8 protein-coding genes are annotated in these 12795 nt (G+C 67.6%); 5 read left to right on the top strand and 3 right to left on the bottom strand.

Annotated elements, in window-relative coordinates; translation table 11 throughout:
- The first annotated feature begins 220 nt into the window (after window positions 1–220).
- Window positions 221–1471, top strand: a complete 1251-nt coding sequence (locus tag CFB43_RS23190) for a mechanosensitive ion channel family protein (RefSeq protein WP_089427251.1) — start codon at window positions 221–223, stop codon at window positions 1469–1471.
- A 54-nt stretch (window positions 1472–1525) separates the two neighbouring features.
- On the opposite strand, the gene CFB43_RS23185 is transcribed toward CFB43_RS23190, so the two are convergent.
- On the bottom strand, window positions 1526–2947 hold the full coding sequence (locus CFB43_RS23185) for an aminotransferase-like domain-containing protein (RefSeq protein ID WP_089427250.1): 1422 nt from the start codon (window positions 2945–2947) through the stop codon (window positions 1526–1528).
- 155 nt (window positions 2948–3102) lie between these two features.
- Here CFB43_RS23185 and CFB43_RS23175 point away from each other — a divergent pair, with 155 nt between their 5' ends.
- Both CFB43_RS23175 and CFB43_RS23170 read left to right on the top strand, forming a co-directional pair.
- Window positions 3103–5427 (top strand): FdhF/YdeP family oxidoreductase, encoded by a 2325-nt coding sequence (locus CFB43_RS23175; RefSeq protein ID WP_089496729.1) that lies wholly within the window; start codon window positions 3103–3105, stop codon window positions 5425–5427.
- Window positions 5428–5439: 12 nt separating this feature from the next.
- A complete protein-coding gene (locus CFB43_RS23170) occupies window positions 5440–6360 on the top strand; it encodes a bestrophin family protein (protein WP_089496728.1) in 921 nt (306 codons plus the stop codon).
- 220 nt (window positions 6361–6580) lie between these two features.
- On the opposite strand, the gene CFB43_RS23165 is transcribed toward CFB43_RS23170, so the two are convergent.
- Together CFB43_RS23165 and CFB43_RS23160 are read right to left on the bottom strand one after the other, a co-directional pair.
- Window positions 6581–7432 carry a hypothetical protein gene (locus CFB43_RS23165; RefSeq protein WP_144023097.1) on the bottom strand — a complete coding sequence of 284 codons (852 nt, stop codon included), beginning with the start codon at window positions 7430–7432 and terminating at the stop codon, window positions 6581–6583.
- A gap of 317 nt (window positions 7433–7749) precedes the next feature.
- Window positions 7750–9780, bottom strand: a complete 2031-nt coding sequence (locus CFB43_RS23160; protein WP_089496726.1) for an FUSC family protein — start codon at window positions 9778–9780, stop codon at window positions 7750–7752.
- 145 nt (window positions 9781–9925) lie between these two features.
- Here CFB43_RS23160 and CFB43_RS23155 point away from each other — a divergent pair, with 145 nt between their 5' ends.
- Together CFB43_RS23155 and CFB43_RS23150 are read left to right on the top strand one after the other, a co-directional pair.
- On the top strand, window positions 9926–10828 hold the full coding sequence (locus tag CFB43_RS23155) for a LysR family transcriptional regulator (RefSeq protein WP_089496725.1): 903 nt from the start codon (window positions 9926–9928) through the stop codon (window positions 10826–10828).
- A gap of 396 nt (window positions 10829–11224) precedes the next feature.
- A complete protein-coding gene (locus CFB43_RS23150) occupies window positions 11225–12784 on the top strand; it encodes a DHA2 family efflux MFS transporter permease subunit (protein ID WP_089458438.1) in 1560 nt (519 codons plus the stop codon).
- Window positions 12785–12795 lie beyond the last annotated feature (11 nt).

The raw sequence follows: 12795 nt of genomic DNA, 5'->3' as shown, positions 1-12795 counted from the left end.
CGCGGCGGCTCGCGGTGATGCGCTTTCACCACCCGCCCTCACCCGATTACAGAGGAAGCCTATGCAATGGTGAGGAGGTTCGGGAGCCGCGCACCATGCACTCGCGGTAACGCACCCGGAACCCGATGGCACAATCACGGTCCCTTTCATGTGCCCTTCACCGGGCGCGCGCCGCGCCGCGGCGCCGATTCAACGCACGAGAAGGCCCCTGTTTGCCCCTATGACCCTGAACGAATCCTGGTTTGCGCCGCTCGTCGGCACCCTCATCCTGCTTGCCGCCGCCGGTGCGATCACCGCCGTCGTCCATTTCCTGCTGTTCCGCGTGGTCGCGCGGCTCGCCCGGCTGTCCGCCACGCGCGTCGACGACGCGCTGTTCGAGTTCGGCGCATTCAAGTGGCTGAACCGCATCGTCCCATTCGTCGTGATCAAGTTCGGGCTCGGCGCTGTGCCCGGCATCCCCGAGACGGCCGCGGAGGTCGCCGACAAGGTGCTGTTCGCGCTGATCGTGTTCCTCGTGACGATGACCGTCAGCGCGACGCTGTCGGCGCTCGAACACACGCATCGCACGTACCAGCGCGATCAGCGCGGCCAGCCGCACCTGTCGCTGAAAGGCGCGATGCAGCTCGTCAAGCTCGTGATGTTCATCACGGCCGCGCTGGTCGTGATCGGCGACGCGACCGGCAAGCAGATCGGCCTGCTGCTGTCGGGCATCGGCGCGATGTCCGCGGTGCTGATGCTGATCTTCAAGGACACGCTGCTCGGCCTCGTCGCGGGCGTGCAGCTGTCGTCGAACGACATGCTGCGGATCGGCGACTGGATCACGATGCCGTCGGCCGGCGCGGACGGCACCGTGATCGACATCACGCTGAACACCGTCAAGGTCGCGAACTTCGATCACACGATCATCACCGTACCGACGTGGAAGCTGATCACCGAGAGCTACCAGAACTGGCGCGGGATGACCGAAGCGGGTGGGCGCCGCATCAAGCGCGCGCTGTTCGTCGACGCGACGAGCGTGCGCTTTCTCTCCCACGACGAGATCGAACGGCTCGAACGCCTGACGCTGCTGAAGGACTATCTCGAGGACAAGGTCGACGCGATCGAGCAATGGAACGGCACGCTCGGCGCGGCCGGCGACTGCCCGGCGAACCGCCGCCAGCTGACGAACCTCGGCACGTTCCGCGCGTATGTCGCGAACTACCTGAAGGGCCATCCGCGCATCCGCCGCGACATGACCTGCATGGCGCGGCAACTGCCGCTCACGGCCGAAGGCATTCCGCTCGAACTGTACTGCTTCACCGACACGACGACGTGGGTCGACTACGAGGCCATCCAGTCCGACCTGTTCGATCACCTGATCGCGGTGCTGCCGGAGTTCGGGCTGCGCGTGTACCAGCACCCGTCGGGCTTCGACATGCGGCAGATGGTCGGCGCCGCGCAAGCCGGGCTGCAGGCGCCGCACGCGGGGTGATGCATGCGGTGGCGGCCGATCGTCGGCCGCCGCTTGCCGCGCGGCCCCCGGTACTCAGCGCGCCGCGCACTCCGACGCGAGCCGCCCGAGTACCTTCAGCGCATCCTCGATCTGCCGCGACCACGGATAGCTGTAGTTGAGCCGGATGAAATGCCGGTAATCGGTGCTCGCCGAGAACATGTGCCCGGGGCCGACCGTGATCCCTTGCGCGAGCGCGGCCGCATACAGCTTCATCGCATCGACCTGCCGCGGCAGCTCGACCCACAGCACGTACCCGCCCTGCGGCTGTGACAGCCGCGTGCCTTCCGGGAAGAAACGCCGCACCATCGCGCTCATCAGGCTCGCCTGCTGCGCGTACTGCTTGCGCATGCGCCGCAGGTGGAAATCGTAGCCGTCGTATTTCAGGTACTCGGCAATCGCGAGCTGCTCGATCGCGGGCGTGGCCAGCGTGTTCAGGAATTTCAGCTTCTCGACCTGATCGCGGTAGCGGCCCGGCATCGCCCAGCCGATCCGGTAGCGCGGCGACAGGCTCTTCGTGAACGACGCGCAATGCAGCACGAGCCCGTCGCGGTCGAACGACTTCAGCGCGCTCGGCGTCGTGTCGCCGAAGTGCAGCTCGTGATAGACGTCGCTTTCGATCGCCGGCACACCGTGCTTCGCCAGCAGTTCGACGAGCGCGCGCTTGCGCGAGTCGGGCATCTGGAAACCGAGCGGATTCTGGAAGTTCGGCATCACCATGCACGCGGCGATGCGCTCGCGTTCCAGGACCCGTTCGAGCGCGTCGAGATCGATGCCGTCGACCGGGTGCGTCGCGACTTCCAGCGCGCGCATGCCCATCCGCTCGATCGCGTGCAGCATCGCGTAGAACGTCGGCGACTCCACGGCGATCGTGTCGCCCGGCTTCGCGACGGCCTGCAGGCACAGGTTGATCGCCTCGGTCGCGCCGATCGTCACCACGATCTCGCCGGGTTCGACCACGATCCCGCGCTCCGCGTAGCGCCGCACGATCTGGCGGATCAGCTCCTGGTTGCCGGGCGGCAGATCGTCGATCACGCCCCAGCGCGTGCGGCGGCGGCCGATCGTCTGTGCATAGCGCGCAAGACGCTGCACCGGAAACTGCGACGCATCGGGATACGGCGAACCGAGCGGCACCGCATCGTCGCGCGAGATCGAGCGCAGCGTCGACAGCACGAGCCGGCTCACGTCCACGGCCGACGGCTCGGCGGCCGGCGCCGACATGTGCAGCTCGGCCTCGGCCGGCGCCGACGCGCGCGCACGGACGAAATAGCCCGATTGCGGCCGGCTCTCGATCAGGCCGCGGCTTTCCAGCACGAGGTACGCGCGCAGCACGGTCGTGACGCTGAGCTGCTGCTGCCGGCTCGCCTGCCGCACCGACGGAATCCGCTCGCCGGGCCGGTACACGCCACGCTCGATCTGCGCCTGGAGATCGTCGGCCAGTTGTTCGTAACGCTTCACGCGCCTCCCTTTCAACTTCCCTTCAACAATACAGTTGCGATCCGCACTGTCTGAATGGCCGAAACTGTACTCTTTTTTGGAGTGAACAGGTGTACACACAGCCGGATGGGGGCCGCGCGTACTCTGCACCCATCGACCCCGACACCCGCTGCATCATGAAAAAGAAATCCGCCACCGCGCGCATCGAACCGTACACCCACCCGGCCGCCGGCTGGGGCGCGCTCAAAGCCGTCACGATCAACCTGATCAAGGAAAAGGTCGCGGGCGGCAATTACCGGACGCTGTTGCGCCAGAACCAGCCGGACGGCTTCGACTGCCCGGGCTGCGCGTGGCCCGACCGCCAGCACGCCTCGACGTTCGAATTCTGCGAAAACGGCGTGAAGGCCGTGGCCGCGGAAGCGACGAGCAAGCGCGTGACGCCCGAATTCTTCGCCGCGCACACGGTCACCGAGCTGCTCGAACAGTCGGATTTCGAACTCGAGCAGCACGGCCGGCTCACCGACCCGATGGTGTACGACGCGCAAACCGACCGCTACGTGCCGATCGCATGGGACGACGCGTTCGCGCTGATCGCACGCCACCTGCGGGCATTGCCCGACCCGAACCAGGCCGCGTTCTACACGTCCGGCCGCGCGAGCAACGAAGCGGCGTTCCTGTACCAGCTGCTCGTGCGCCTGTACGGCACGAACAACTTCCCGGACTGCTCGAACATGTGCCACGAGGCGACGAGCCGCGGGCTGCCGGCGTCGGTCGGCGTCGGCAAGGGCACGGTCACGCTCGACGATTTCGAACATGCGGACACGCTGCTGATCTTCGGCCAGAACCCGGCCACCAACCACCCGCGGATGATGGGCGAGCTGCGCGAGTGCGCGAAGCGCGGCGCGACGATCGTGTCGATCAACCCGCTGAAGGAGCGCGGCCTCGAACGCTTCGCCGATCCGCAAAGCCCGATCGAGATGCTGACGATGTCGGGCACCAGGATCGCATCGACGTTCATCCAGCCGACGATCGGCGGCGATTTCGCGCTGATCAAGGGGATGGCGAAGCGCGTGCTCGAACTCGACGACGCCGCGCGCGCCGCCGGTGCGCCGCGCGTGCTCGACACCGCGTTCATCGGCGAGCACACGGCCGGCTTCGACGTATTCGCCGACGACCTGCGCAACGAAAGCTGGTCGGCGCTGACGGCCGAGAGCGGTGTGCCTTACGAGCAGATCGACAGCCTCGCGCAGCTCTATGCGCGCAGCGAGCGCGTAATCGCGACGTGGGGGATGGGCATCACGCAGCACAAGCATTCGGTCGCGACCGTGCAGATGCTGACGAACCTGATGCTGATGCGCGGCAACATCGGGCGCCCGGGCGCGGGCCTGTGCCCGGTGCGCGGCCACTCGAACGTGCAGGGCAACCGCACGGTCGGCATCGAGGAAAAACCGTCGCAGGCATTCCTCGACCGGCTCGGCCAGGTGTTCGACTTCGAACCGCCGCGCCATCACGGCCTCGATGTCGTCGAGACGATCGAAGGGATGCTCGAGGGCCACGTGAAGGTGCTGATCGGCCTCGGCGGCAACTTCGCGATGGCGACGCCCGACACGCCGCGCACGTGGGAAGGCATGCGCCGCTGCGACCTCTCCGTGCACATCACGACGAAGCTGAACCGCAGCCACCTGATCCACGGCCGCGACGCGCTGATCCTGCCGACGCTCGGCCGCACCGAGATCGACCTGCAGGACAACGTCGCGCAAGGCGTGACGGTCGAGGATTCGATGAGCATGGTCCACGTGTCGTACGGGATGAACAAGCCGGCGTCGCCGAACCTGATGTCGGAACCCGCGATCGTCGCGCACATGGGTCATGCGCTGTTCGGCAGCGGCAAGATCGACTGGCTTGCCTACAAGGACGACTACGCGAAGATCCGCGACGCGATCGAGGCGACGCTCGACGGCTTCTACGACTACAACACGCGCATCGCGCGGCCGGGCGGCTTCCACCTGCGCGTCGCGTCGCGCGACCGCGAATGGCTCACGCCGACGGGCAAGGCAAACTTCATCGCGCACGCGCTGCCGGCCGACACGCCGATCCAGCGTGCCCGCGCGCTGCACGGCGAGCGCTTGATGACGCTGATGACGACGCGTTCGCACGACCAGTACAACACGACCGTCTACGGGCTCGACGACCGCTATCGCGGCGTGTTCGGCCAGCGCCGCGTGGTGTTCGCCAACTGTGACGACCTCGCGATGCTCGGCCTGAAGGCCGGCGACTGGGTCGACATGGAAACCGTGTGGCACGACGGCATTGAGCGGCGCGCGGACGGCTTCCTGCTCGTCGAGTACGACATCCCGCGCGGCTGCATCGGCGCGTACTACCCGGAAACGAACCCGCTCGTGCCGCTCGACAGCGTCGGCGACGTGTGCAACACACCGACGTCGAAGTCGATTCCCGTGCTGCTGCATCGCGCGGCCGCGCCGGCCTCGATCGCCGCCTGACGGAGCGCGGCGATGATCGTTCGTCCGCGCGAGCACTGGCTGCGGATGCTGCTCGTCTGGAACGGCTCGGTGCTGCCGACCATCCTGCCGCAGCTCGTGCTGACGCTCGCGATCAGCCTCGTCGCGGTCTGGGGCGGCGGCCGCGTGCTCGGCGAGAAGGTGCCGCTGAACCCGACGCCGTTCACGTTGATCGGCCTCACGCTCGCGATCTTCGCGGGGTTTCGCAACAACGCGAGCTACGAACGCTACCGCGAGGGCCGGCAACTGTGGGGCGGCGTGCTGACCGCCACGCGCACGCTGGTGTCGCAGGCGCTCTGCTACGGTGCGATCGACCGTGACGACGCATCGCGGCGCGCGTTCGTGCGGACGGTCGTCGCGTTCGTCTATGCGCTCAAGCATCAACTGCGCGGCACCGATCCGGCCGCGGACCTGCGCGGGCTGCTCGACGGCGCCGCCTACGCGCGCGTTGCCGCTGCGCGCTTTCGCCCGGTCGTCATCGTGCACGCACTGCGCGAAGCGTTCGCCGCACGCGCCGATGCGGGCCATCTCTCCGACACGCGACTGTGGATGCTCGACGCGCGCCTCGACGATCTCGTCGCGATGGTGAGCGGCTGCGAACGGATTGCGTCGACGCCGATCCCGTTTTCATACGACGTGCTGCTGCACCGGACCATCTATGCGTACTGCGTGCTGCTGCCGTTCGGTCTCGTCGATTCGATCGGCGCGGCGACGCCGTTCGTCAGCGTGTTCGTCGCCTATACGCTGATCGCCCTCGACGCGATCGCACATGCGATCGCCGAGCCGTTCGGCGACGGGCCGAACCATCTCGCACTCGATGCAATGACGCGGCAGATCGAGCGCACGCTGCTCGAGCTGAACCGCGAGCCGCTGCCGGCGGAAGTGACGCCGGGTAAAGCCTATCGGCTCAGTTGATCCGGCCGACTCAACTCGACCGTCGCGCCCGTGACGGCTTCCGCACCGACTGCCACACGGCGAAGTCCTGCATAGCGCACGCGGATGATGCAGCAGTACCTGCGTCAGGCCTGACAAGACTACAGAGAAAAAGCTGCGCTAAAGCCCACGCCGCCGAATTGACGGAGGCACCTTTCCCTCTCCATGCCTGCAAGGTATCGGTGTGCCTTCGGTCACTGGATCAGAGCCGCTCGAGAAATTCGAGGAAGAGCAATACGACGATGAGGGCGCCGAGCCATTTCACCGTTACATTGAGGTTGGCAAGCTTGAGGCCCAGCGTGACCATGGAATCCGCGACGAGTTTCGTCGCACCATTGTCTTTCTGGTCTACGCCCTGCTCGGTGCCACGTAATGATGTTGTCGCAAAGTCGATCCGAAGGCCGGTGACATAGCCCGTGGCAATAGTCGGCCACTCGATCGTGTCGTCGCTGTCGTTGGGTTTGAGAAAAAGTCGAGACTGCCGTACGACGGCAGCGGTCGGGCGTTCGGCCAAATACAAATGCCGCATGGTCAATCCCAACTCTACCGCGCCAAGCTGGCCATCCGAGCTTGCCTTCGCGAGCACCTGCAGGCAGGCGTCGGGAATATGGCAGGCGAGCCACCATTGATCGGGCTCGTCGACTTCGTCGTCGGCACGATTGAAGCCTAGCCGGGCACTGCCGAGCGCGACGTCGGACAACGAGGTACCCAGCTCGTCTTCCAACGCACGCAGACCCAGCCGGTCGGCCGTGGTGACGTCGCGCGCCTCAAAAGTCACCTGAAGCGTGCGCGTCGAACCTTGCGTGTCACCCAAGATCGACAACTCCTGCCCCTCGATACTCGCCACGCCGTGTAGCGAGGTGGAAAGTGTCGGCTGCTTGCCCATGTCCAGCGGCTCGACGAGCTGTTGCACGATCTGAAGCTGCTCCAGCTTCAACCACATGGACGTCGCCGCGTAGTACGTCTGTTTCTGGTTGTCGGACCCGACATGTTCAACGGTGTGAGCCCTCTGCCCAATGGGACTCACCGCAACCCCTTTTTCCAGAGAATCCATGACATGCCCCCGCTGCCGCCTATTGCATCAAACCCCTCGCCGGCGAAAAAAGACGCGAGTGTTATCCGTCTGACCACGTGATTGGATCATCCGTGGTTTCATGGCGCTTCGCATTAGGGGAATACGTGGCATTTTTCCCGCCCCCCGCCTTCGCCAATCGTGTACTGAATTGGCACGATTTTGAGGCTGGCCCAATTTCCGTCCCAGTCTTAGCTGGAAAATTCCGGCTCTTCGGGGCGGGCCGAATCGGCCCGATCGGTGCACTGGCGGGCGAAGCACGCCGGCCACGACAGCCGCGCCGCGCGTCGAGCGCTCCGTCAATCCTGGCGGCCTCGCAGGAAGCCATCGTGCGCGGCTGCCGTCTCCGCGATCGTTCTCAGCAGCACCGCACCGCGCAGCAGTGCGCGGCCGTCGTCGCTGTCGACTTCGGTCACGCGCCGCAGCAGCACGCGCGCTGCCGCGTTGCTGGTGCGCGCAAGCCGCGCGAAATCCGCCTGCCCGACCCGCCCCCGCACGACCGCGACCGCACGGCGCGCCGCCGGCTCGCGTGCCGCCAATTCCGCCAGCGCCAGCAGGCTGTCGCCGATCGTCCAGGTCGCGAGCAAATCGCGCAGGTCGCGCTCGATGAGCGTGGGCGACAGACGGCCCGCGAAACCGAGTTCGCGCCCGAGACGGTCGGCCGTGCGGCTCAGCCACGCACTCGCCCGCCACGCGCGTGGATTGCGTGCGATGCGCACCAGATCGTCGCGCACCGCGCGATGCAGGCGCCGCCGGCTCGTGCCGGGATCGCCGGGAAACACGAGCGCGAACACCAGCGCCCCGAACGCGATGCCGAGCAGCGTGGCGAGCGCCGAATTGAGAAAGGCGGCATCGCCGATGCGCGCCGTATTGTCCGGCGACGTGAAATTCCAGAAGAAGATCGAGAAGCCGCTGCCGATGCCGGCCGTGCGCGGATTGCGCATCGCGATGCCCGTGCCGATCATGAACACGCCGAGGATATACGCGAGCATCTCGAAGCCCGACACCGCCGGCAGCAGCACGAAATTGCAAAGGGCACCCGCGACCGCCGCGCAGGCCGCCCCTTTCAGGAAGCCGACGGTGGCGCCGACCGAGTTCGGGCGCGTCGAGAACAGCGCGCAGACCACGCCCGTGATCGCGACGAACCCGGCGCCCGACGGCCACGCGGTGACGATCCAGAGCGCCGAGGCGACCAGCACGGCGACGAACGCGCGAATGCCGTTGTGCCATGCGAGCACCGGATCGTGGTGGAACGCATAGCGCACGCGCGACGCCGGCGGATTCGGTCGATCCAGCTGCGCCTTGCCCGCAAAGGCGGCGTCGAACCCGGCAAGCAGCGCCGCCAGCCGGTCGAGCGTGAGCAGGCGCGACGGATCCGAGCCGGCCGGCTCCGCGGCCTCGGCACGCACCGCGTCGTCCACGCGCGCACGCAATGCGGTCAGCGCAGGCCCCGCTTCGCCCGACGCCGCCACGCCATCGAGCACCTGCGCGGCATCGGCGACCAGCGGGTCCGGCGTGCCGCCGCTGCGCGCCGCGTGCTCGTGCAGCGCCTGCCCGGCGGCTTGCGCGGACAGCACGCCCAGCACCGCCGCGCGTAGATGGCCGATCGCGTTGCGCACCGGCGGATCGCCGGCGGCCGCATATTCGGCCGCCGTGTCGAGTTCGAGCGCGTCCGCGAACAGCCGGTGCACGGCGGCGCCGTTCGGCTCGCGGCGCAGCGCGCCCGCACCGACGGCCACCGCGCGGTCGAGATAGCGCGCGAGCCGCGTGCGGACGTCGGCCAGCGGCGAACCGGGCGCGAACACCGTCTCGAACGCCGCGCCGCAGAGAATGCCGACCACCACGTACAGAAAGCGCGCGGTCGCGATGTCGAAGGCGTGCAGCGGCGCGGCGACGGCGTCCATCGCGATGATCGCCGCCGTATAGCCCGCGAGCACCGCCGCATACGCGCGGAAATTGCGCAGGAAGGTCGCGACGCCCGCGCACAGGCCGATCCACGCGGCGAGCGCCGGCAGGAACAGCTCGGGCGTCTGCGCGAAGGCGCCGGTCAGCACGAGCGCGACGGCCGCGCCGATCGCGGTGCCGAGGATCCGGTACTGGCTCTTCGACAAGCCCATCCCGCGGCTGCCCTGCGCGACGATCCACACCGTCGACGCGGCCCATTTCGGGTCGTCGAGATTCATCCGGAACGCGAGGTAGAGCGCGAGGAGCGACGCGGCCGTGTTGCGCAACGCGAAGCCGAGGGCGCCGGGCGGCAGCGTGGGCCGGGCGTCGCGCAGCGCGGTGCGCACGGCAGCGAGCGGCGGTAGAGGGGGCAAGACGAATTTCATGCGGCGAGCATACGGGGGCACGCCGCCGCCACTAAGCAGCGCGGACAGGATGCGTTATTGCACCGGGCAGGATAATCGCCACCGCGCGAAGCAATTCGGCCGGCAAAGGTAAGATGCGCGCAGGTCGAACACTGAAGCACCTCGTATGGACTTCGAAAGCATCCGGATATTCCTGCGCGTGGTCGAGCGCGGCAACTTCACCGCCGCCGCCACGCACCTCGACATGCCGCTCAGCCGCGTGAGCCGCAAGGTCAAGCAACTCGAGGACGATCTCGGCGTCCAGCTGCTGTACCGCACCACGCGCCGTGTGTCCGTCACCGAAGCCGGACGCGACTACTACGAGCGCTGCCTGCGCGCCGAGGACATCCTGCTCGACGCCGACCGCCAGGCCCGCGCGCTGCGCACGGCGCCGGAGGGCATGCTGCGCGTGCTGGTGCCCTATTCGATCGGCCTGTTCGAGCTGGAGCCGGCGCTCGCCGAGTTTCGGCGGCGCTATCCGCTGGTCCAGCTCGTGCTGATCTACGACAACAACCCGCTCGATCTGGTCGAGCACGGCTTCGACGTGGCGCTGCGCGCGGGCGTGCTGACCGACTCCAGCTACATCGCGCGCTCGCTCGGCTGGTCGCAGGCGAAACTCGCCGCGAGCCCCGCGTATCTCGACCGCGTCGGCCGGCCCGCCACGCCGCAGGATCTCGCGCAGCACGACCTGCTGCTCGTCGGCCGCGACGCGCCCGGCCTGACGCTGCGACTCACCAATGCGGCGGGCGACGTGGCCGACGTGCCGGTGCGGCCGGTGCTGATCACCAACGAATCGGTGACGGTGCTGCGCCAGGCCGCGAGCGGCGGCGGCATCGCGCTGGTCTCGACCCACTACACGGCCCGCCGGCTCGAGCGGAACGAACTCGAAGTCGTGCTGCCCGACTGGCACCGGACCGACGACGTTGAGCTGCACGTGCTGTATCCGCGGCGCGCGACGCTCGACAGCAAGGTGCGCGCATTCGTCGAATTCCTCGCGGAAGTGTTCGGCGATTGGCGCACCGCCCCGTAACCGGCACGGTTCGCCCAGCGATTGTTGCAGCAAGCGAAATCGATTAATGAGCCGGCACGTGTTGATGGCGGCTCGCCACATCGTTAGCCTGTCGCGATGCAAAACCATTCCACACGCGACGGCAGCCGCCTGACCGCTGCCCGCAGGCGCGTCACGCGCGTCCCGCCTTCCTGACCGGCAGCATTCCGCCCCCGAAGCCCGCCACGGCTTCGTGCATTCGATCGAGCAGCACGTCGCACGCGTCGGCCCCCTTTACCGGGCCGCGTCGCGCGCGCCGTGCTTCCTTCCGTTCAGCAGCCGCGCCGTCCGTGCGTCGCCTCCGCGCGCGGGGCCGCGCGTGCCCGCCGCAACGGGTCGCATCCGTTCCGCCCCTTACGTCCCTTACGCAGGAAACCCATGTCCTCTCCGTCCACTCCAGCCCCGCTATCGGGCGGCCGTCTCGCGATCGGCACGATCGCGGTATCGCTTGCGATGTTCATGAACGTGCTCGACTCGTCGATCGCGAACGTCGCCATTCCGACGATCTCGGGCGACCTCGGCGTGTCGGTCGACGAAGGCACGTGGGTGATCACGATCTTCGCGGCCGCGAACGCGGTGTCGATTCCGTTGACCGGCTGGCTCACGCAGCGCTTCGGCCAGGTGCGCCTGTTCGTCACGTCGATCCTGCTGTTCGTGTTCGCGTCGTGGCTGTGCGGGATCGCGCCGAACCTGCCGACGCTGCTCGCCGCGCGGATCCTGCAGGGCGCGGTCGCCGGGCCGCTCGCGCCGCTGTCGCAGGCGCTGCTGCTCGGCGCGTGGCCGCGGCAGAAATCGTCGAGCGCGCTGGCGCTGTGGTCGATGACGGCGCTCGTCGGCCCGATCGCGGGGCCGTCGCTCGGCGGCTGGATCACGTACGACTACAACTGGTCGTGGATCTTCTACATCAACATCCCGGTCGGCTTCTTCGCGGCCGCCGTCACGTGGATCGTGTTCCGCGACCGCGAATCGGCCACGAAACGCATGCCGATCGATACGATCGGCCTGTTGCTGCTCGTGCTGTGGGTCGCGTCGCTGCAGATCATGCTCGACAAGGGCAAGGATCTCGACTGGTTCAACTCGCCCGTCGTGGTCGCGCTCGGCATCGTCGCGCTGATCGGCTTCGCGTTCTTCCTCGTGTGGGAGCTTCACGAGGCGAACCCGATCGTCGACCTGCGGCTGTTCACGCAGCGCAATTTCGCGGGCGGCACGATCGCGATCTCGGTCGCGTACGGGATGTTCTTCGGCACGCTGGTGCTGCTGCCGCAGTGGATGCAGGGCTATCTCGGCTACCGCGCGGTCGATTCCGGGCTCGCCACCGCGCCGCTCGGCGTGTTCGCGATCCTGCTCACCCCGGTCATGGGACGCCTGCTGCCGCGCACCGATCCGCGCTACATCGCGACGCTCGCGTTCGTCGGCTTCGCGGTCGTGTTCATGATGCGCACGACCTTCTACACCGACGTGTCGCGCTGGGATCTCGTGCTGCCGACGCTGCTGCAGGGCATCCCGATGGCGATGTTCTTCGTGCCGCTGACGTCGATCATCCTGTCCGGGCTGCCGCCAGAGAAGATCCCGGCCGCCGCCGGCCTGTCGAATTTCGGCCGCACGTTCTGCGGCGCGGTGGGCACGTCGCTGATCAGCAACGCATGGAACGACCGCACGATCCTGCATCACGTGCGGCTCACCGAACAGGCGAGCGTCACCAATCCGGTCTTCACGCAGCAGGTCGACGCGACGCGCTCACTGCTGCACCTCGGCCCCGATTCGGCGCTCGCGTTCTTCAACGCGTCGGTCGATTCGCAGGCGGCCGTGATGGGGTTGAACGACATCTTCTACGTGTCGGCGATCATCTTCATCGCGATCATTCCGCTGATCTGGATCACGAAACCGAAGCGCTCGGGCGGGGGCGATGCCGATGCGGCGGCGGCCGGCGCGCATTGATCCGCGTGCGC

The sequence above is a fragment of the Burkholderia sp. AU15512 genome (assembly GCF_002223325.1).
Lineage (GTDB): Bacteria > Pseudomonadota > Gammaproteobacteria > Burkholderiales > Burkholderiaceae > Burkholderia.
The sequence above is the reverse complement of the archived record's forward strand: the minus strand, read 5'-3'. Positions and strand labels throughout refer to the sequence as shown.

Bases quoted from the DNA above. Each gene is read 5' to 3' on its own strand.
- CFB43_RS23155 (WP_089496725.1), top strand. From the start codon at position 9,926: ATGGACTTCGAAAGCATCCGGATATTCCTGCGCGTGGTCGAGCGCGGC.
- CFB43_RS23150 (WP_089458438.1), top strand. From the start codon at position 11,225: ATGTCCTCTCCGTCCACTCCAGCCCCGCTATCGGGCGGCCGTCTCGCG.
- CFB43_RS23190 (WP_089427251.1), top strand. From the start codon at position 221: ATGACCCTGAACGAATCCTGGTTTGCGCCGCTCGTCGGCACCCTCATC.
- CFB43_RS23170 (WP_089496728.1), top strand. From the start codon at position 5,440: ATGATCGTTCGTCCGCGCGAGCACTGGCTGCGGATGCTGCTCGTCTGG.
- CFB43_RS23175 (WP_089496729.1), top strand. From the start codon at position 3,103: ATGAAAAAGAAATCCGCCACCGCGCGCATCGAACCGTACACCCACCCG.
- CFB43_RS23165 (WP_144023097.1), bottom strand. From the start codon at position 7,432: ATGGATTCTCTGGAAAAAGGGGTTGCGGTGAGTCCCATTGGGCAGAGG.
- CFB43_RS23160 (WP_089496726.1), bottom strand. From the start codon at position 9,780: ATGAAATTCGTCTTGCCCCCTCTACCGCCGCTCGCTGCCGTGCGCACC.